We start from the raw sequence: 19,820 nt of genomic DNA, 5'->3' as shown, positions 1-19,820 counted from the left end.
CGTAAAGCGCAGCAGTCCTGCACACCACCCCCGCAGGCCCGTCACCGCACCCAACAGCCCCGCGCAGCGGACAACGCCCGCGCCGCAGGCGCAACGGCGAGACGCCCCACGGCGGGACGGCCGACCACGTGGGAAGAAGCCCCGCGCAGCGGACAAGGCCCCGCGCCGTCAGGCGCAAAACCGCAACCCGCACGGCGGGACGGCCGACCACGTGGGAAGAGAAGCCCAACGCAGTGCCTAGGTGTTGAGGTCCGCCAAGACGCGTAGCGTTGCTGGGTCGGGTGCGGTCACCAGCAGGTCGGTGACGGGTCCGGCGCGCCACAACTCCAGGCGTTCGGCGATCCGTTCGCGGGGGCCGACCAGGGAGATCTCGTCGGCGAAGGCGTCGGGGACGGCCAGTACGGCCTCTTCTTTGCGGCCTTCGAGGAAGAGGCGCTGTACGCGTCGGGCCTCTTCCTCGAATCCCATCCGTGCCATCAGGTCGGCGTGGAAGTTCTTCGCGGCGTGGCCCATCCCCCCGATGTAGAAGCCGAGCATCGCTTTGACCGGCATGAGTCCTTCGGCGACGTCGTCGCAGACCACGGCGCGTGTCATGGGGGCGATCAGGAAGCCGTCGGGGGCGTCGGCGAGCGGTTCGCGGTAGACCTCGGGGCGGGTGGGCGACCAGTACAGCGGGAGCCAGCCGTCCGCGATGCGGGTGGTCTGGGCGATGTTGCGGGGGCCTTCCGCGCCCAGCAGGACGGGCAGGTCGGCCCGTAGGGGGTGGGTGATGGGCTTCAGTGGCTTGCCGAGGCCGGTGCCGTCCGGCCCCTGGTAGGGCAGTGGGTGGAAGCGGCCGTCGACGGTCACCGGGCCTTCGCGGGCCAGGACTTGGCGGATGGCGGCCACGTACTCGCGGGTGGCCGTCAGGGGGCTTTTGGGGAACGGCCGGCCGTACCAGCCCTCGACGACCTGCGGCCCGGACAGTCCCAGGCCGAGCAGCATCCGGCCGCCGGAGAGGTGGTCGAGGGTGAGGGCGTGCATCGCGGTGGCGGTGGGGGTGCGGGCGGCCATCTGGGCGATGCCGGTGCCCAGTTTGATCCGGGAGGTGTGTGCCGCGATCCAGGTGAGTGCGGTGAACGCGTCGGAGCCCCAGGCTTCCGCGGTCCATACCGAGTCGTAGCCCAGCCGCTCGGCCTCGCGGGCGAGTTCGAGGTGCCGGGGGTCGGGGCCGCGGCCCCAGTAGCCGAGTGCCAGACCGAGTCGCATGGCTCCGCCCCTCCGTCGACGACCGGTTGCCGTCCGGTGTGATTGATCGTCAGGTCGCTGGTCCGCGCACTGTACGGTGCCGTCGCGGACATGGCAACGGCCCCCCGCCCGGGAGGGCGAGGGGCCGGAGTGGCCGGGTGGGCCGCGGCGGGACCGTGTCAGGCGGCGGCGTCAGCCGCGCTGGATGCCGGTGGTGTCCTGGAGGATGCCGCGCCGACCGTCCTGGGTCTGCGCGATCAGCGCGGCGCCGCGCTGCTCCACCGCGAGGTACCAGGTGCCGGGCGCGAGTTCGGCGATCGGTGCCGGCGAGCCCTCCTCGGCGTACAGCGGGCGGGCCACCGGTACCGCGAACCAGAACGGCGAGAAGTCCGCCGGGCTGCCGGCCGCGGCGGTGGCCCCCGCCGCCCCGCCGGCCGTGGCACCGGAGTCCGCCGCCGGCGCCGGCTGGCCGCCGTAGCCCTGGCCGGGCTGCTGCGCACCGCCGGGTTGCTGCTGGCCGCCCGGGTAGCCGTAGCCGCCCTGCTGCTGCGCGCCCGGGTAGCCGTAGCCCTGGGTGCCGCCGCCGGCGGTGCCGTACGGGTGGGCGACCTGCGGGCGCGCCTCGCCGATCAGGGCGACCTTCAGCGCCGGGACGAGCGGGGTGGCCACCGCGGCGCCGGCCTGTGCCAGCGCGGCGATCAGACCGATGATCAGGCCCACGCCCGCACCGCCGCTGCCGAGGATCGCCCAGAACGCGGTCCAGGCGGCGAACACGGACAGCGCCACGCCGAACTGCCCGAGCTCCAGTCCGGCGACCTTGCGCGGCTGCGGCAGCGCCCGCGCCGTGACGATCAGCGCGGCCGCGATGACGCCGGCCAGGTAGACGCTCATCAGCAGCGCCAGCGATTGCCAGGCGTTTGCGCTGCCGTACGAGGAGAGGTTGAGGAACGAGGCGATCAACAGCAGCACCGCTGCTCCGATCACCACGCCGTCGCCTCGACTGAGGGAGCGGATGTTCACGTAAAGGTCCTTTGTCGGTTTCGTGTTCCTGGTCGACTTCGTGCGGGCGTCGACGGTGTCGCTGGCGCGCGGTGCGAGGCACGGCGATGGGCCCCCATCGTAAAGGGAACCTATCGTCGAATCCTGTGGGCCGCTCCAGGTAACGGTGCGGCCCGTGATCGGAAGTCCGTTCGGTGGGTCCGAAAGTCCGTTCACCGTGCCAAGAAGTCCGTAATGCCCTCCGTGATCCCGCGCGCCGCCTTTTCCCGCCACTGTGCGTCGGTCAATTGCGCGGCGTCCTTCGGGTCGCGCATATTGCCGCACTCGATGAACACCTTCGGCACCGTGGAGAGGTTCAGCCCGCCGAGATCGGAGCGGACGTCCAGCCCGGTGCCGTGGCCGATGTAATTGGAACGGGCGCTTCCGGTCGCCGCCGCGAAACGGTCGGCCAGGCGCTCGCCCAGCTGCCGCGACGGCCCGACGATGGCCGACGTGTCGGCCGCCCCGGCGCCGACCGGCGCCGGCAGGATCACGTGGAAGCCGCGGTTGCCGGGGTCCGACCCGTCGGCGTGGACCGAGAGCGCGGCATCGGCGTGCACCGTGTTCCCCGCCGCGGCCCGCTCGTCCACGCACGGTCCGTACGGTCGGTCGCCGTCCTGGGTGAGCACGACCTTGGCGCCCTCCGCCTGGAGCAGCGCCCGGGCCCGTCGGACGACGTCCAGGGTGAACTCCGCCTCGGCGTAGCCCCCGTTGGTGGCGGTGCCGGTGGTGTCGCACTCCTTGCGCTCGTTGCCGATGTTCACGAGCCGGGCGATCTGTGCCGTGTGGTCGCGGTTGTGTGGGTTGTGACCGGGGTCGAGGAGCACGGTCCTGCCCTGGAGGCGGTGTGCGCCGTCGGTGGGTGCCGGGCTGCCCGTGCCGTGCGTGGGGGCGTCGTCGCGGTCGGACGGCGAACCGGACGCGGTGGTGCCGGCGGGGGAGGGGCCGCCGCCCGGCGACCGCCACACCAGCCAGCCGCCGACTCCGACGGCCATCACCACGGCCACCAGGAGCAGGAGGATGCCGCGCGAGCGGCGGGGCGGGGGGAAAGTACTGCCGTTCGACACCTGCGCGATCGTAGCCTGCTCAGATTCCGGCCCCGGTGCGCCGCAGGACGCGCAGCGATCGGTGCGCGCCGACCTCGGTGAACGCGCCGGACGCGAGGGCGCGGCAGTAGATCCGGTACGGGGCCTGGCCGCCGTCCGCCGGGTCCGGGAAGACGTCGTGGACCACCAGCAGTCCGCCGTCCGCGACGTGCGGGGCCCAGCCCTCGTAGTCGGCGGTGGCGTGCTCGTCGGTGTGTCCGCCGTCGATGAAGACCAGGCCGGCCGGTGCCTGCCAGACCGCCGCGGCCTGCGGCGAGCGGCCCACCAGGGCGATCACCCGGTCCTCCAGGCCCGCGGCGTGCAGGGTGCGGCGGAAGGTCGGCAGGGTGTCCATCCGGCCGACGACCGGATCGACGACCTCCGGGTCGTGGTACTCCCAGCCGGGCTGCTGCTCCTCGCTGCCCCGGTGGTGGTCCACGGTGACGGCCAGTACCCCGGCGGCGCGGGCCGCCTCGGCGAGCAGCAGTGTGGAGCGGCCGCAGTACGTGCCGATCTCCACCAGTGGCAGCCCGAGCGCGGCCGCCTCGCCGGCCGCCGCGTACAGGGCGAGCCCCTCGTCCACCGGCATGAAGCCCTTCGCCGCCTCGAACGCGGCGAGGATCTCCGGCCGGAGCGGGGTCGGGGCCGTGGGGGCGGTCATGGGCTTCCTCCTGGTGGGTGCGGCCGGGCTGCGGCGGCGGTCGGGTCGGGGCGGGGCGCGGGCCGGACGGGCCCGCGGGGTGTACGGGGCGTGCGCTATGGATCGTGCCGTACGGGGCGTGCGGGAGCGGAACGGGGGTCGGCCTCTCCTTCCCGCCGTTCTCCCCGGCCCCTCCGCCGTCCCCTTCTTCCGTTTCTCTCCCCCGCGCCGTGCCCCTTCCGGTTACCGGACGGCCGTTCCCGGCATCCGGGAATTCGTCGATTCCGTTCCTGTGGAACCGGGGCGGGGCGCCCGCTGCCCCGTGCCGCGGCTGCGAACCGTCCGGAATGCGCGTGGAAAGGCCGGTCGATAAACGGCCGGCGGATCGGCGGCCGGAATGGCGAACGCCCGCCCACGCGGAATTCACCGGGCCGTTTCCGGCGCGGGGCCGATCGTTTCCCGCCGGCGGGCGACCGTTTCCCACCGCTCCTGACCTTCCGTCAGATTGGAACGTGTTCTACTCTGCCCGCCATGGGCATCGGAATCACGCAGGACCATCGTGACCTCGCGGAGGCGGCGGGTGGCTGGGCCGCGCGCGCCGTACCGCCCGAAGACGTGCGCAAACTGCTCGACGCCCCGGCCACCCGGGCCGGCCGCCCCGCCCACTGGCACGGGCTCGCCGAGCAGGGACTGCTCGGCCTCCACCTGCCGGAGACCGCCGGCGGGGGCGACGGCGACCTGCTCGACCTCGCCGTCGTGCTGGAGGAGTTCGGCCGGGCCGCCCTCCCCGGCCCCTATCTGCCGACCGCCCTCGCCGCCGCCCTGCTGCACCGCGGCGGCGCCCCCCGCGCGCTGGTCCGGGCGCTGGCCACCGGCGAACGGATCGCCGCCGTCGCCCTCGGCAGCGGTTCGCTCAGCGCGGTGGAGGGCGCCGACGGCTACCTTCTCGACGGCATGGCCCCGCCCGTCCTGGCCGGCGGCGACGCCGACCTGATCGTGCTCGCCGCGGAAGCGGCCACCGGGACGGTGTGGCTGGCGGTGGACGCCGCCGCGCTCACCGTCCGCGTCCAGGACAGCGCCGATCCGACCCGGCCGACCGCCGAGGTCCGCGCGGACGGCGCGACCGTCCCCGCCGACCGGCGCCTGGCCGTCGACGGCGCCCTGGTCCGCGACCTCGCCGGGGTGCTCCTCGCCGCGGAGGGCTGCGGCACCGCCGCCTGGGCGCTGCACACCGCCGCCGCGCACGCCGCGGTCCGCGAACAGTTCGGCCGCCCGATCGGCCAGTTCCAGGGCGTCAAGCACCTGTGCGCCGCGATGCTCGTGCGCTGCGAACAGGCCCGCGCCCTGGTCTGGGACGCGGCCCGGGCCGTCGACGCACCGCCCGAGGTGCGCGGGCTGGTCGCCGCGCTGGCCACCGCCACCGCCCTGGACGCCGCCGCCGACTGCGCCAAGGACTGCATCCAGATCCTCGGCGGCATCGGGTTCACCTGGGAGCACGACGCCCACCTCCACCTGCGCCGCGCCCTCACCGCCCGCCAACTGCTCGGCGGCGGCGACGCCCACCGGCTGCGCGCCGCCCGGCACGCCGCGGCCGGCGCCCGCCGCGAACTCCAGCTCCAACTCCCCGCCGAGGCCGCCGAGTTCCGGGACCGGGCGCGCACCGCCGTCGACGCCGCACGCGGCCTGGACCCGGCCGCCGCCCGCCGCGCACTGGCCCCCACCGGCTACGCCGCGCCCCACCTGCCAGCCCCCTACGGCCTGGGCGCGGGCCCCGTCGAACAGCTCGCCATCCAGCAGGAGATGGCCGCCGCCGGCGTCCGGACCGCCGAACTGGGCATCGCCACCTGGGTGGTGCCGGCGCTCCTCACCCACGGCACGACCGCCCAACAGGAGCAGTACCTGCCGCCGACCCTCCGCGGCGACCTGTCCTGGTGCCAACTGTTCTCCGAACCGGAGGCCGGTTCGGACCTGGCGTCGCTGCGCACCCGCGCCGAGCGGACCGCGGACGGCGGCTGGCGGATCAACGGCCAGAAGGTGTGGACGTCCGCGGCCCGCACGGCCGACCACGGCATCCTGCTGGCCCGCACCGACCCCGACGCGCCCAAGCACCGCGGCCTGACCTTCTTCGTCATCGACATGTCGACTCCGGGCGTCGACGTCCGCCCGCTGAAGGAGATCACCGGCGACGCGCTCTTCAACGAGGTCTACCTCGACGACGTGCTGCTCCCGGCGGACGCGGTGGTCGGCGCGGTCGACGACGGCTGGCGGGTGGCCCGCACCACCCTCGGCAACGAACGCGTCCACATGGCCGACCAGATGACCTTCGACACCGGCCTGGAGGCCCTGCTGGGCCGCTCCGCCGAACTGGACGGCGCGGTCCGCGCCCGGGTCGGCACGCTGCTCGCCGAGGCGCACGCGCTCGGCTGCATCGGCCTGCGCACCACGCTCCAGCAGGTGTCGGGCCAGGAGCCCGGCGCCGGCGCCAGCATCCGCAAGCTGGTGCAGACCGCGCACCAACAGAAGCTCGCCGATCTGGCCCTGGAACTGCTGGGCCCGGCCGGCGCGGTCCGCGAGGGCCCCGGGGAGCGGGCCCTGCACGGCTTTTTGATGTCGCGCTGCCTGACCATCGCCGGCGGCACCACCCAGGTGCAGCTGAACGTCGTCGCGGAACGGCTCCTCGGCCTGCCCCGCGACCCGGAACCCCGCCCCCTCATCTGACCCCCGTTCCCCCGCAGTCCCCCCGTTCCCACCCCGCTCCGCATCCGCCCGTCACCTGGCCCCAGGAGGATCCGCATGGCCGGCACGGCGTACATCATCGGCGTCGGGATGACCCGGTTCGAAAAGCCGGAGACCCGCGACTGGCAGTACTGGGACATGGCGAAGGAGGCGGGCGCCGCGGCCCTCGCCGACGCCGGCATCGGCTACGACGCCGTCGAGCAGGTGCCGGTCGGCTACTGCTACCAGGCGTCCACGGCCGGCCAGCGCGCCGTCTACGAACTGGGCCTCACCGGCGTCCCCGTCTACAACGTCAACAACAACTGCGCCACCGGCTCCACCGCGCTGATGATGGCCCGCCAGTTCGTCGCGTCGGGCCTCAACGACTGCGTCCTGGCGCTGGGCTTCGAGAAGATGAAGCGCGGCGCACTGGGCGCCGGCGCGGACGGCGGCGACTTCGCGTCCTCGCCGGTCGCCCGCCACTACGGCGTGATGGCCGCGGCGCACGGCTTCGAGATGACCCCGCCCACCGCCCAGATCTTCGGCAACGCGGCCCGTGAGCACATGGCGCGGCACGGCACCACCGCCGAGCAGCTCGCCCTGGTCGGTGCCAAGAACCACCGGCACTCCGCGCACAATCCGTACGCCCAGTTCCGGGACGTGTACACGGTCGAGGAGGTCCTCGCCGCCCGCACCGTGCACCGTCCGCTGACCAAGCTCCAGTGCTCGCCGACGTCCGACGGGGCCGCCGCGGCGGTGGTGGTCTCCGCCCGCTTCGTGCGCGAGCACGGCCTGGCGGACCGCGCCGTGGAGATCGCCGGACAGGCCATGACCACGGACACCGAGGAGAGCTTCGCCTCCGGCTCCTGCATCGACGTCGTCGGCGCACCGATGAGCCGGGCCGCGGCCCACCAGGTCTACGAGGCGAGCGGCCTGGGCATCGAGGACGTCGACGTGATCGAACTGCACGACTGCTTCTCGATCAACGAGTTGCTGACCTACGAGGCGCTGGGCATGTGCCCGGTGGGGGAGTCGGGCAAGCTGATCGCGGAGGGCGCCACGACGTACGGCGGGCGCTGGGTGGTCAACCCGTCGGGCGGCCTGATCTCCAAGGGGCACCCGCTCGGGGCCACCGGCCTGGCTCAGGCGGCCGAGCTGGTCTGGCAGCTCCGCGGCACGGCCGGTGACCGCCAGGTCCCCGGCGCCCGCGTCGGCCTCGCCCACAACATCGGCCTGGGCGGCGCGGCGGTGGTGACGCTGCTGCGGAAGTGAGGGGCGGGGTCCGCGTTAACTCTCCGCACCCCGCGGGTAGTTGGTTCCCCGGGGGCCCACGTGACCCCTAGGGGACCCCCGCCCCCACCCCTTACGGTCCACCTCCGTGCCCCGCCCCGTCCTACGTCCTTCGTCCTAGGACCCGAGCGGTTGCTAGATGCACCGATATCCCGATGCGGGGGACGCGCGTCCGATGCGAGCATGGTCCGCATGCCCCCGATAGCCACCCCCTCCACGCTGTCCGCGTCCGCGCGCCGGACGGCCGCGCCGGCCTGGCTGGTGATGCTGCTGGTCTGCGCCGGACAGTTCCTGGTCGTGCTGGACGTCTCCGTCGTGAACGTGGCGCTGCCCGCCATGCGCTCCGGGCTGGGCCTGTCCGAACTGGGCCTGCAGTGGATCGTCAACGCCTACGTGATCACCTTCGCCGGCTTCATGCTGCTCGGCGGTCGTGCCGCGGACATCTTCGGCCGCAAGCGGATCTTCGTCATCGGGCTGGCACTGTTCACCGTCGCGAGCGCCGCCGGCGGGCTCGCCCAGCAGCCCTGGCAACTGATCGCCGCCCGCACCATCCAGGGCGTGGGCGCCGCGGTGCTCTCCCCGGCCACCCTCACCATCTTGACCACGTCGTTCCCGGCCGGCCCGGCCCGCACCCGGGCCATCGCGACCTGGACGGCGGTGGGCGCGGGCGGCGGCGCGGTGGGCGGCCTGGTCGGCGGGGTGCTCACCGAATACCTGTCGTGGCGCTGGGTGTTGCTGATCAACGTGCCGGTGGGTGCGCTGGTGCTGACCGGATCCGCGCTGTGGCTCGCCGAGAGCCGGCAGGGCGCCGCCCGGCGGCTGGACGTGCCCGGCGCGCTGCTGGTCACCGGCGGGCTCGGGCTGGTGGCGTACGGCATCGTGCAGACCGAGACGCACGGCTGGGGGGCGCCGTCCGCGCTGCTGCCGCTGGCCGCCGGACTGGTGGTGCTCGCGGTCTTCGTCGCCGTGGAGGCGCGCGCCAAGGCCCCGCTGATGCCGCTGACGCTGTTCCGCCTGCGGTCGGTCTCCTCGGCCAACGCCGCGATGGTGCTGGCCGGCGCCGCGATGTTCTCCATGTGGTACTTCCTGTCGCTCTACATGCAGAACGTCCTGTCCTACACGCCGCTCCAGGCCGGCCTGTCCTTCCTGCCGCACTCGCTGTCCATCGTGCTGGGCTCGAAGCTCGCGCCCCGGCTGATGAACCGGCTCGGCGCCAAGACGCTGGCGATCAGCGGCGCGGTGGTCTCGCTGGCCGGGATGGGCTGGCAGAGCCTGCTGACGGTGGACGGCACCTACCTGGGGACGATCCTGGGCCCCGGCGTCCTGATGGCGCTGGGCGCGGGACTGACCGCGACGCCGGTCGCCGCCATCGCCACCTCCGGTGCCGACCCGGCCGACCAGGGCCTGGTGTCCGGCCTGATCAACACCTCGCGGCAGATGGGCGGCGCGCTGGGCCTGTCGGTGCTCTCCACCGTCGCGGCCTCCCAGGTCGCCGCCGGGCACGGCCGGGGGGCGCTGGCCGACGGCTACGGCACGGCCTTCCTGGTGGGCGCGGTCGTGCTGGCCGTCAGCATCGCGCTGATGGTGCTGGCCCTGCCGCGCCGCCGGACGGACCTCGTCCACGGCTGACCCCGCCCACGGCGGCCCGCCGCTACAGCCAGCCGTTGCGGCGGGCCGCCCGCACCGCCTCGATGCGGTTGCGGGTGCCGGTCTTGCCGATGGCGGCCGAGAGGTAGTTGCGGACGGTGGCCTGCGACAGGTGCAGCTTGGCGGCGATGTCGGCGACCGTCGCGCCGTCCACCGCGGCGGTCAGCACGTCGCGTTCGCGCGGGGTCAGCGGGTTGGGGCCGGCGCTCAGCGCCGCGGCGGCCAACCCCGGGTCGATCACCCGCTCACCGGCCAGCACCCGGCGGATCGCCGCCGCCAGGTCCTCCACCGGCCCGTCCTTCACCAGGAAGCCGGACGCCCCGGCCTCCATGGCGCGGCGCAGGTAGCCCGGCCGCCCGAACGTCGTCACGATCAGCACCTTGCACGACGGCAGTTGGTCGCGCAGGTCGGCGGCGGCGTCCAGGCCGCTGCGGCCGGGGAGTTCGATGTCCAGGAGCGCGACGTCCGGACGGGTCTCCAGGGCCGCCGCGACGATCTCGTCGCCGGCCGGTACCTGGGCCACCACCTCCATGTCGTCCTCCAGACCGAGCAGCAGCGCCAGTGCGCCCATCATCATCCGCTGGTCCTCGGCCAGCAGGAGCCTGATCACCGGGCCCACTCCTCCGTCTCCGCCAGATCGGCCGCGCCCACCGGAAGTTCGGCGGTCACGCGGAATCCACGCCGGCCGTCGGGGCCGCTGCGCAGTGTGCCGCCCGCGGCGGCCAGTCGTTCGGTCAGCCCCTTCAGGCCCGTGCCGCCCACCGGTCCGGGCACGGTGCCGGGCGGTGCGTCGGACGCACCGGAGCTTACGGGACCGCGGCCGTCGTCCGTGATCGTCAGCCGCGCCCGGTCGTCGTCCACGTGCACCTCGATCTGGCAGCGGGTGGCACCGCTGTGCCGGACGGCGTTGGTGACGCCCTCGCGGACCACCCAGCCCAGCAGCGCCTCGGCCTGCGGCGGCAGCGGCGGCCCGGCGTGTCGCACCACCGGCTCGATGCCGGCGCCGTCCAGCGCCGAACGGGCCCGGTCCAGCTCGGTCGCCAGGCTGCCCTCGCGGTAGCCGCTGACCGCCTCCCGGATCTCGGTCAGCGCCTGCCGGCCCACCGCTTCGATGTCGGCGGCCTGGGCCAGTGCCGCGTCGAGGTTGCGGGGCGCGAGCCGGCGGACCGCCTCGGCCTTCACCACCACGACGGACAGCGTGTGGCCCAGCAGGTCGTGCAGGTCGCGGGAGAACCGCAGCCGCTCCTTCTCCACGGCGCTGCGGGCCAGTTCCTGGCGGGTGGCGCGCAGTTCGTGGATGGTGTCGAAGAGGCTGAGGACGGTGGCCGTCACCATCCCGGACAGGAACGTGCCGTAGCCGATGCTGACCGAGTTCCAGGGGTCGTCGTCCCACCAGCCGGAGAGGACCCCGGCCGTGCCGCTGAGCGCGATCAGCCAGATCCCGAGCGCCTTGCCGCGCAGCGCGCGCACCGTGCCCGAGGCCAGCGACAGCAGCGGGAAGAACAGGAACCACTCGCCGCCGAAGCCCAGCGCGATGGCGAAGGTGACGGCGGTCAGGGCGGCCAGGGCGCCGAGCGGGAAGCGGGTGTCGCGCCGGCGGGGGTTGAAGGCGGAGAAGACGACGGTGACGTAGAGGGAGTTGAAGGCGAGGAGGCCGACGCCGGCCAGCCAGGGGTCGCCGGACTTGCCCTGGATGGTGTTGGAGAACGCGCCCAGCCCCATCAGCAGCCAGGGCAGGAAGGCGTACCGGCCGGGGCCCTTCTCCTCCCGTTCGGCGGGTTGCGCCGGCCCGCAGGAGGGCTGCTGCGCTCCGCCGTCGGGGTCCTCGCCCCCGGCGTCCTGCCGTCGTCGTCTCAGTCGCATGTCGTTCCTCGCCTCGTGCCGTGCGCTCCGCCGTGCCGTTTCCCGGGCCGCCGGTCGTGTTCTTGAGATTACGGAGGGGGCCGGTCGCGCGGCAGGTGCGAAGGTGTGGGAAGCGCGCTGACAAATGTCACGGGCCGGGCGGCCGGGCGGTGTGGCCGGGGCCGCGGCGACACCGACATCTGACATGCCGTCAGGGGTCTTCCGGGTGCGGCCCGCATCGGCTATACATGACTGCCATCGGCTAGAACGCGTTCTAGAAGTGCGGGTGCGTCGGACTCCGGCGCACCGGACGCGGGAGCGCGGGCCCGCCGATCCGAAACGACCCCGGCGCGGCCGACGGTGCGGACGGTCGGGCCGGGGTCTCACACCGTGGTGAAGGAGAGCAGCACCCCCATGCCCATCGACGCCGCCAAGGCCACCTCCGCCGAGCCGCGGACCACCGGACTCGCCTGGGACCACAAGGACGTCCAGCTCTACCACCTCGGCATCGGCGCCGGCGCCGCCACCGCGGAGAAACCGCACGCCGCCACGGACCCCGACGAACTCCGCTACACCCTGGAGAGCGCACTGCACGTGCTCCCCAGCTTCGCCACCGTCGCCGGCGGCGGAATGGCGCTGGCCGGCGGGCTCTCCGCCCCCGGCATCGAGGTCGACCTGGCGGCCGTCCTGCACGGCGGCCAGACCGTCACCGTGCACCGCGCCCTGCCCGTGCGCGGCCGCGCCACCCAGACCTCCACCGTCCCGGCCGTCTACGACAAGGGCAAGGCGGCGGTCATCGTGCTGCGCTCCGAAGTGGCCGACGACGACGGGCCGTTGTGGACCTGCGACACCCAGATCTTCGTCCGCGGCGAGGGCGGCTTCGGCGGCGAGCGCGGCCCCTCGGTCCGCGGCGAACTGCCCGACCGGGCGCCCGACCTGACCACCGAGCGCCTGGTCCGCGCCGACCAGGCGCTGCTCTACCGCCTCTCCGGCGACTGGAACCCGCTGCACGCCGACCCGGAGTTCGCCGCGCTCGCCGGGTTCGACCGGCCGATCCTGCACGGCCTGTGCACCTACGGCGTGACCCTGAAGGCCGTCGTGGACACCGCACTGGACGGCGACGTCGCGCGCGTGCGGTCGTACGCGACGCGGTTCGCCGGGGTGGTGTTCCCGGGCGAGACGCTGCGGATCCGCCTGTGGCGGGAGCCGGCGGAGTCCGGCACCGGCGGCCGCATCCGGGTCTCGGTCACCGCGCCCGAGCGGGACGACGCACCGGTGCTGGCGGACACGGTGGTCGAGCACGGCTAGGACCGGGTCGCGGCGGAGCACGGCCGGACCCACCGCAATGTCGTACGTACGAGAGGAGCCGCTCGGATGCGCGCAGCCGTACAGCACGAGACCGGACGGGACAAGCTGGAGGTGCTCGACGACGTCGAGGCGGTGGGGTTCGGCCCCGGCCGGGTCAGGATCAGGATCCGGGCCACCGGACTGTGCCACTCCGACCTCTCCGCGATGAACGGGGTGCTGCCGCAGCCCGCACCCTTCGTCCCCGGGCACGAGGGGGCCGGCGAGGTCCTGGACGTCGGCGACGGGGTCACCGGCCTGAAGGCGGGCGACCGGGTCCTGATGTGCTGGCTGCCGGCCTGCGGCAGCTGTCCGTCCTGCAAGCGCGGCCAGACGCACCTGTGCCTGGCCGGATTCATGAACGCCGGCACCCCCAACTTCAAACGCCCCGGCGGTGACGTCTTCGGCTTCGCCGGGACCGGCACCTTCGCCGAGGAGGTGGTGGTCGCCGCCAACTGCGCCGTCCCGATCCCGGACGACGTCCCGTACGAGATCGCCGCCCTGATCGGCTGCGGGGTCACCACCGGGCTGGGCGCGTCCTTCAACACCGCGAAGGTGGAGGCCGGTTCCTCGGTCGCGGTGATCGGCTGCGGCGGCGTGGGCATCTCCGTCATCCAGGGGGCGCGGGCCTGCGGCGCGGCCCAGATCGTCGCCGTCGACCCGGTGGCGGCCCGCCGCGAGGCCGCCCTCCGGTTCGGCGCCACCGAAGCCGTCGCCCCCGAGGAACTCGCCGACGCGAAGGGCCGGATCACCGCGGGGGAGGGCTTCGACTACGTCTTCGAGGTCGTCGGCAAGTCCGCCACCGCCCGCACCGCCTACGAGGCGACCCGCCGCGGCGGCACCCTCTGCGTGGTCGGCGCCGGCGCGATGGACGACACCTTCCAGATCAACATGTTCGAGCTGTTCTTCGACGAGAAGCGCATCCTGCCGTCGCTCTACGGGGGCGCGGACGTGCTGCGCTCCTACGAGCGGGCCATCGCCCTGTGGCGGGCCGGCCGCATCGACCTCGAAGGGCTGATCACCCACCGCGTCCGGCTGGACGGCATCAACGACGCCCTGGACCAGATGCGTTCGGGCGCCGCGCTGCGCACCTGCATAGAGATCTGAGCGGAGACCTCCGGGACGGGCCGCAGGCGGACCGCACCCGGACTGCACAGGAGAGGACACGCATGGCACAGCCACTGGAGGGCCGGACCGCGATCGTCACCGGTGCCGGCCGCGGCCTGGGCCGGGCCGAGGCCCTGGAACTCGCCCGGCTCGGCGCCCGGGTCGTCGTCAACGACTTCGGCCAGCCCGGCCGGGACGGGTCGGGCACCGCCTCGGCCGCCCCCGCCGAGCAGGTCGCCGAGGAGATCCGCGCGGCCGGCGGCCAGGCCGTCGCCCACACCGGCGACGTCGCCGACCACCAACAGGCCGGCGCACTCGTCCAACTGGCCCTCGACACCTACGGCCAACTGGACGTCCTCGTCAACAACGCGGGCATCCTGCGCGACCGGATGGTGTTCTCGATGACCGAGGACGAGTGGGACTCGGTCATCCGGGTCCACCTCAAAGGCCATTTCAACACCACCCATTTCGCCGCCGCCCACTGGCGCGCCCGCTCCAAGGAGACCGGCGGACCGGTCTTCGGACGGATCGTCAACACCTCCTCCGAGGCGTTCCTGGCCGGCTCGGCGGGCCAGCCCAACTACGCCGCGGCCAAGGGCGGCGTCGTCGGCCTGACCACGTCCACCGCGTTGGCGCTGGCCAAGTACGGCGTGCGGACCAACGCCATCTGCCCGCGCGCCCGCACCCGGATGACCGAGGACGTCTTCGCCGGGTTCGAGGTCCCCGACGACGGCCGGCCCGACCCGCTCGCGCCCGAACACGTGGCACCGCTCGTCGGGTACCTCGCCTCGCCGGCCGCCGCCGGGATCAACGGCCAACTGCTGGTCGTGCACGGCGGCATGGTCGCGATCGCCGAACGCCCCCGGATCGCGGCGAAGTTCGACACCGCGAAGGACGTCTTCAGCTACGAGGAACTGGACGGCCTGCTCACCCCGTACTACGCGGAGCGGCCGGCGCACGAGACCTTCGCGGCCGCGGAGGTGCTGGGCCTCAAGCACGACTGAGCGCGTCCGGGCGGCATGTCAGGGCGGCATGTCCGGGCGGGCGCGCAGACGGCCGTGGCCGCCGCCCCGTGCGTCGGGCGGCGGCCACGGCCGTCTGCGCTGTCCGGTCCGCTCAGGCGGTCCGGACCTGGTAGTCGCGGCGGTGCCGCCCGTGCGCGGCGTCCTGCGTCTCCTCCGCGCTGGCGGCCGGACCGCGGTGCCTACCGGAGCCTGCGGCCTCGGCGGCCTGGGCGGCTGCCTCCTGCGGGCGCGCCTGGGTCGTGTCGGTTCGGGCTTCGGACATGAGAAGAGTCACTCCGTCGGATTGCTTACGGCTGTACGCGTCGGGACCTCCCCCGGCTCCCGCCGGGACGCGACCCGTGCGGTGCCGTCGGTGGCCGGGTCAACCGGCTGCACAGCCCCCGGCGGAATACTAACGGGGCCCGAAACGGCGCTCCACCGGGACTCCTGGGTCGCGAGAGGTGCCTGTTGCAGAGGAACTGGTCTGCACATCCGGGGATGAGGAGGGCCGTCGAGAGGTTCCGTGCCGGCGAACTCCGGATGTGGAGATGCCGTGGAGTCAGCGTCCTTTTCACCCGCATCCAGGACAATCCCCTCGCCGTCCGTCGTTCCCCGATCGTGCGGAACCGCCTCATCCGGAACTTTTGCCTCCGCACTGCCGCCCGACGGAACGGCGCCCTCCGCGCCCCCGGCGCCCCCCGCTCCCTCCGTGTCTTCCGTACCTTCCGTACCTTCCGAGCCCCGCCCCGCCGCCGCGTCCCCCGTGTCCCCTGCTTCCTTGGCAGCCGCGACGGACTTCCCGGCCGCGACCGCCGGCCCGCCCCGCGCGTCCGCCCGCACGCCGACCCCGGCGACCGGCCCCAGCGGTATGGCCATCCGCGCCACCCCGCACGGCACCGCCGCCGTCGCGTACGGCAACAGCAGCTCGCCGCCCGGCGCCCACCGACCGCTGCCCGCCAACCAGCCCTCCGGGGCCGGGAACTGCCGCAACTGCCGCTCCGAGGGCCGCCACACGCCCAGCCGGGGCCCGGCCGGACCGTCGAGCCGGAACGCCACCGCACACCCCTCCGGCGGTGACGTCCGGCCCGGCTGGACTGCGAACGGCGTCACCGTCGCATCCGGCACCCGCAGGCACTCCGGGAAGCGCACCGGCAGGTCGCTGCCCAGCACGCCCCAGCCCAGCCGGTCGTGGCCGGGGGCGTCCGACCGGACCAGCAGCAGCCCGCTGTCCGGATCGGCCAGCACCAGCCGGTCGTCGCTCTCCGCGGTGATCTGGAGCAGCGGACTGACCTCCCCGCCGCGCGCCAGGTCGACCACCACCGACTTGGTGCGACCCGCCAACTCCCGGTCCACCGCCAGCAGTCGTCCCTCGTGATCCAGCCACACCCCGCCGGTGCACGCGCCCGGCACCACGGCGACCCGCTCGGGCCCGCCCGCCCCGCCGTGCACCCGCCACACGTCGGTGCCGTCGGCGGCCGGCACCAGCGCGTAGCCGTCGAGCCCGCCGGGCGCGGGCGGCAGCAGCGTCAGCGCCCGGGCCGCCACCGCGCCGACCAGCACTTCCTGGGTCCCCGGCCCGGTCGGGGAGAGCAAGGAGACGGTGAACCGGTCGGCGACCCGGCGGACGATCACCACCCGGCCGTCCGCGAGCGGCAGCAGGGCGCTGTCCGGCTCCTCCGGCTGACTGCCCGGCAGGGGGACCGCGTACGGCTCCGGGCCGCCGATCGTCCAGCGCTCCGGGTACCAGTTCCCGGCGGCGGCGTCGTCGTGCCGCGTGAGACGGGCCGCGTACGAGCCGTCGGCGGCGAGGGTCAGCGCCGCGCGGGGCGGACCGTCCGCCGTCGCGGCGTCCGCACCGGCACAGATCGTCATCGGGCCACCTCCAGTGGAGGGACGTTAGTTTTCGCACTTCCGGCCGATCAACGGCAGTTGCCGGTCTTCACGCATAAGGGTGGCGGTTGTCCGATTCGCCGGCACCGGGAGGGGTGGATGTGCTTCGAAATTCAAGGATGCTTAAAGTAAGGCGGACCTAAGTTGCCGACGGGCGGCGGGCACGCCGTGCCCGCCCGACCGTGCCCGCATCCGACCTGGAGTGACCTGATGCCCCTTCGCCGCCGCGGCGCCGCCGCCACAGCCCTCGCCGCCGCCGGCGCCCTCGCGCTCGCCGGCTGCGGTTCGTCCGGCGCGGACGGCGGCAACGACCGCGGTGCCGGCTCGAAGTCCGTGGCCCAGGGCGCCAAGGACTTCGGCAAGGCCGCCGACGAGACCGCGAAGATGGGCACCGACGCCAAGCCGGGCCAGTTCCCGCGCACCGTCAAGCACGCCATGGGCACCACCACGATCCCGGCCGCACCCAAGCGCGTGGTCGTCCTCGACGTCGGCGAACTCGACAACGTCGTCTCGCTCGGCATCAAGCCGGTCGGCTACGCGCCCACCGAGGGCGACGCCGCCCTCCCGGACTACCTCGCCAAGAACGCCGGCCACCCCAAGAGCGTCGGCACCATCAACGGCCTCAACCTGGAGGCCATCAACGCCCTCAAGCCCGACCTCATCCTGGGCAGCAAGCTGCGCGCCGAGAAGCAGTACCAGCAGCTCAGCAAGATCGCGCCGACCGTCTTCTCGATCCGCCCGGGCTTCACCTGGAAGCAGAACTACCTGCTCAACGCCGCCGCCCTGGACAAGACCGCGCAGGCCAAGACCGAACTGGCCGCCTACGAGGCGAAGGCCGAGAAGCTCGGCGAGGACATCGGCCCGAAGAAGCCGACCGTGACGATGCTGCGCTACATGCCGCAGTTCACCCGCCTCTACGCCCAGCGCTCCTTCATCGGCACCGTCCTGAAGGACGTCGGCCTGCCCCGCCCCAAGAACCAGCAGGTCGACGACCTCGCCACCGAGGTCAGCCCGGAGAACATCAACCAGGCCGACGCCGACTGGATCTTCACCGGCGTCTACGGCGACCCCAAGTCCACCAAGCGCGACACCGCCGAGCAGAACCCGCTGTGGAAGAACCTCACGGCGGTCAAGGACGGCCACGCCAAGAACGTCAACGACGAGACCTGGTACCTCGGCCTCGGCGTCACCGCCGCCAACAGCGTCCTGGACGACCTGCGCGGCTTCCTCGTGAAGTAGCCGGCCCGGACCGCGGCCCGGCGCGGGCGGATGGCCGGAACCCTGCCGCCCGCACGGGCCCGCGGCGCCCGCGCGGACCGCGGCCCGGCGCGCGGGCACGGGGGAGAGGTAACCTTCCCCCCGTGCCCGCACTGTCTGAAGTCCTCGCCGCGCTCGACGCCCTGTGGCCCCCCGAGCGGGCCGAAGGGTGGGACGCCGTCGGCACCGTCTGCGGAGACCCCGACGCCGAGGTCCGCCGGGTGCTGTTCGCCGTCGACCCGGTCCAGGAGGTCGCCGACGAGGCCGTGCGGCTCGGTGCGGACCTCCTCGTCACCCACCACCCGCTCTACCTGCGCGGCACGACCACGGTCGCGGCCGACACCTTCAAGGGCAAGGTGGTGCACAGCCTCATCAAGCACGACGTCGCCCTGCACGTCGCGCACACCAACGCCGACACCGCCGACCCCGGCGTCTCCGACGCCCTGGCCGGCGCACTGGACCTGCGGATCCTGCGCCCCCTGGTGCCGGACCCGAGCGATCCGGCCGGCCGCCGCGGCCTGGGCCGGATCTGCGAACTCCCGCACCCGATGACGCTGGCCGAGCTCACCGCGTACGCCGCCGCCCACCTGCCCGCCACCGCGCAGGGCATCCGGGCGGCCGGCGACCCGGACCGCGAGATCCGCACCCTGGCGGTCTCCGGCGGCTCCGGCGACAGCCTCTTCGACGATGTGCGGGCGGCCGGCGTGGACGCGTTCCTCACCGCCGACCTGCGCCACCACCCGGCCTCCGAGGCCACCCAGACCACCGGCCGGAACCGTCCGCTGGCCCTGCTGGACGCCGCCCACTGGGCCACCGAATGGCCGTGGTGCGAGCAGGCCGCGGCCCAGCTCGACGCGGTCTCCGACCGGCATGGCTGGGGACTGCGCACGCACGTCTCCCGCACGGTCACCGACCCCTGGACCGCCCACGCGGCGTCCACCCAGTCCACCCGCCCCCCGGAAAATTCCCACACCACAGGAGCCCCCCGCTGAACGCCGCGCCCGCCGACCAGATCCGCCTCCTCGACGTCCAGAACCTCGACGTCCGGCTCACCCAGCTCGCGCACCGGCGCAAGAACCTCCCCGAACTGGCCGAACTGGCCACCCTGGAGGCCGACCTCACCCAGCAGCGCGATCTGCTCGTCGCCGCGCAGACCGAGGAGAGCGACACCAGCCGCGAGCAGACCAAGGCGGAGCAGGACGTCGACCAGGTCCGCCAGCGCGCCGCCCGCGACCAGAAGCGCCTCGACTCCGGCGCCGTGACCTCGCCCAAGGACCTGGAGAGCCTCCAGCGCGAACTGACCTCGCTGGCCAAGCGCCAGGGCGACCTGGAGGACGTCGTCCTGGAGGTCATGGAGCGCCGCGAGGCCACCCAGGAGCGGGTCCGCGAGCTGACCGAACGACTCGACGCCCTCCAGGCCAAGGTCGACGACGTCACCGCCCGCCGGGACGCCGCCCACGCCGAGATCGACGCCGAGGTCGCCACGGTCAACAAGGAGCGCGAACTCACCGTCGCCGACATCCCCGAGGCGCTGGTCACGCTCTACGACCGGATCCGCACGAAGCAGGGCGGCATCGGCGCGGCCCGCCTCTACCAGCGCCGCTGCGAGGGCTGCCGGCTGGAGCTGGACATCACCGAGCTGAACGACGTCCGGACCGCCGCCGCCGACACCGTCGTCCGGTGCGAGAACTGCAGCCGCATCCTGGTCCGCACGCCCGACTCGGGGCTGTAGGC

At 73.9% G+C, this 19,820-nt stretch carries 17 protein-coding genes; 9 read left to right on the top strand and 8 right to left on the bottom strand.

The features are described 5' to 3' along the window. Positions 1 to 237 precede the first annotated feature (237 nt). From ACJ6WD_RS24275 to ACJ6WD_RS24260, 4 genes are all read right to left on the bottom strand, one after another. Positions 238 to 1,248: an LLM class F420-dependent oxidoreductase gene (locus tag ACJ6WD_RS24275; protein ID WP_233659802.1), complete on the bottom strand. Its 1,011-nt coding sequence runs from the start codon at positions 1,246 to 1,248 to the stop codon at positions 238 to 240. Between the two features lie 171 nt (positions 1,249 to 1,419). Then, positions 1,420 to 2,247 (bottom strand): DUF5336 domain-containing protein, encoded by an 828-nt coding sequence (locus ACJ6WD_RS24270; protein WP_233659803.1) that lies wholly within the window; start codon positions 2,245 to 2,247, stop codon positions 1,420 to 1,422. A gap of 191 nt (positions 2,248 to 2,438) precedes the next feature. Then, positions 2,439 to 3,332, bottom strand: coding sequence for an N-acetylmuramoyl-L-alanine amidase (locus ACJ6WD_RS24265; RefSeq protein WP_331250111.1), 894 nt, complete (start codon positions 3,330 to 3,332; stop codon positions 2,439 to 2,441). 19 nt (positions 3,333 to 3,351) lie between these two features. After that, complete coding sequence (locus tag ACJ6WD_RS24260) at positions 3,352 to 4,011, bottom strand: class I SAM-dependent methyltransferase (protein WP_016578953.1); 660 nt, start codon at positions 4,009 to 4,011, stop codon at positions 3,352 to 3,354. 510 nt (positions 4,012 to 4,521) lie between these two features. Between ACJ6WD_RS24260 and ACJ6WD_RS24255 the strand changes: the two genes are divergently transcribed. From ACJ6WD_RS24255 to ACJ6WD_RS24245, 3 genes are all read left to right on the top strand, one after another. Beyond that, on the top strand, positions 4,522 to 6,708 hold the full coding sequence (locus ACJ6WD_RS24255; RefSeq protein ID WP_376558836.1) for an acyl-CoA dehydrogenase: 2,187 nt from the start codon (positions 4,522 to 4,524) through the stop codon (positions 6,706 to 6,708). A gap of 75 nt (positions 6,709 to 6,783) precedes the next feature. Continuing rightward, positions 6,784 to 7,977, top strand: coding sequence for a thiolase C-terminal domain-containing protein (locus ACJ6WD_RS24250; RefSeq protein WP_331249318.1), 1,194 nt, complete (start codon positions 6,784 to 6,786; stop codon positions 7,975 to 7,977). A 201-nt stretch (positions 7,978 to 8,178) separates the two neighbouring features. Further along, positions 8,179 to 9,624: an MFS transporter gene (locus tag ACJ6WD_RS24245; RefSeq protein ID WP_331249319.1), complete on the top strand. Its 1,446-nt coding sequence runs from the start codon at positions 8,179 to 8,181 to the stop codon at positions 9,622 to 9,624. Positions 9,625 to 9,646: 22 nt separating this feature from the next. Here the strand turns inward: ACJ6WD_RS24245 and ACJ6WD_RS24240 are convergent, their stop codons facing one another. Together ACJ6WD_RS24240 and ACJ6WD_RS24235 are read right to left on the bottom strand one after the other, a co-directional pair. Beyond that, the gene (locus ACJ6WD_RS24240) at positions 9,647 to 10,252 is read right to left on the bottom strand and encodes a response regulator transcription factor (protein ID WP_037634595.1); all 606 of its coding nucleotides are present in this window, start codon (positions 10,250 to 10,252) and stop codon (positions 9,647 to 9,649) included. Further along, positions 10,249 to 11,505 (bottom strand): histidine kinase, encoded by a 1,257-nt coding sequence (locus tag ACJ6WD_RS24235; RefSeq protein WP_407616477.1) that lies wholly within the window; start codon positions 11,503 to 11,505, stop codon positions 10,249 to 10,251. The genes ACJ6WD_RS24240 and ACJ6WD_RS24235 overlap by 4 nt, the downstream gene beginning before the upstream one ends. A 393-nt stretch (positions 11,506 to 11,898) precedes the next feature. Between ACJ6WD_RS24235 and ACJ6WD_RS24230 the strand changes: the two genes are divergently transcribed. The 3 genes from ACJ6WD_RS24230 to ACJ6WD_RS24220 all read left to right on the top strand — a co-directional run bounded on the left by ACJ6WD_RS24230 (position 11,899) and on the right by ACJ6WD_RS24220 (position 14,939). Next, positions 11,899 to 12,792: a MaoC/PaaZ C-terminal domain-containing protein gene (locus ACJ6WD_RS24230; protein ID WP_233659809.1), complete on the top strand. Its 894-nt coding sequence runs from the start codon at positions 11,899 to 11,901 to the stop codon at positions 12,790 to 12,792. A 66-nt stretch (positions 12,793 to 12,858) separates the two neighbouring features. Further along, on the top strand, positions 12,859 to 13,935 hold the full coding sequence (locus tag ACJ6WD_RS24225; RefSeq protein WP_407616476.1) for a Zn-dependent alcohol dehydrogenase: 1,077 nt from the start codon (positions 12,859 to 12,861) through the stop codon (positions 13,933 to 13,935). Between the two features lie 62 nt (positions 13,936 to 13,997). Then, positions 13,998 to 14,939, top strand: a complete 942-nt coding sequence (locus ACJ6WD_RS24220; RefSeq protein ID WP_331249323.1) for a 3-oxoacyl-ACP reductase — start codon at positions 13,998 to 14,000, stop codon at positions 14,937 to 14,939. 112 nt (positions 14,940 to 15,051) lie between these two features. On the opposite strand, the gene ACJ6WD_RS24215 is transcribed toward ACJ6WD_RS24220, so the two are convergent. Both ACJ6WD_RS24215 and ACJ6WD_RS24210 read right to left on the bottom strand, forming a co-directional pair. Further along, entirely contained in the window at positions 15,052 to 15,222 is a 171-nt protein-coding gene (locus ACJ6WD_RS24215) for a hypothetical protein (protein ID WP_016571309.1), read from the bottom strand. Between the two features lie 8 nt (positions 15,223 to 15,230). Next, complete coding sequence (locus ACJ6WD_RS24210; RefSeq protein WP_407616475.1) at positions 15,231 to 16,811, bottom strand: hypothetical protein; 1,581 nt, start codon at positions 16,809 to 16,811, stop codon at positions 15,231 to 15,233. A 228-nt stretch (positions 16,812 to 17,039) separates the two neighbouring features. Here ACJ6WD_RS24210 and ACJ6WD_RS24205 point away from each other — a divergent pair, with 228 nt between their 5' ends. From ACJ6WD_RS24205 to ACJ6WD_RS24195, 3 genes are all read left to right on the top strand, one after another. Continuing rightward, positions 17,040 to 18,068 (top strand): ABC transporter substrate-binding protein, encoded by a 1,029-nt coding sequence (locus ACJ6WD_RS24205; RefSeq protein WP_407616474.1) that lies wholly within the window; start codon positions 17,040 to 17,042, stop codon positions 18,066 to 18,068. Between the two features lie 122 nt (positions 18,069 to 18,190). Next, the gene (locus ACJ6WD_RS24200) at positions 18,191 to 19,078 is read left to right on the top strand and encodes a Nif3-like dinuclear metal center hexameric protein (protein ID WP_016572883.1); all 888 of its coding nucleotides are present in this window, start codon (positions 18,191 to 18,193) and stop codon (positions 19,076 to 19,078) included. Continuing rightward, positions 19,075 to 19,818, top strand: coding sequence for a zinc ribbon domain-containing protein (locus tag ACJ6WD_RS24195; protein ID WP_233659900.1), 744 nt, complete (start codon positions 19,075 to 19,077; stop codon positions 19,816 to 19,818). Before ACJ6WD_RS24200 ends, ACJ6WD_RS24195 begins: the two co-directional genes overlap by 4 nt. The last annotated feature ends 2 nt before the right edge of the window (positions 19,819 to 19,820 follow it).

Source organism: Streptomyces sp. VTCC 41912, from assembly GCF_045799175.1.
In the GTDB taxonomy this organism is placed as follows: Bacteria; Actinomycetota; Actinomycetes; order Streptomycetales; family Streptomycetaceae; genus Streptomyces; species Streptomyces albulus_C.
This window is presented reverse-complemented; position numbering and strand designations above follow the sequence as displayed.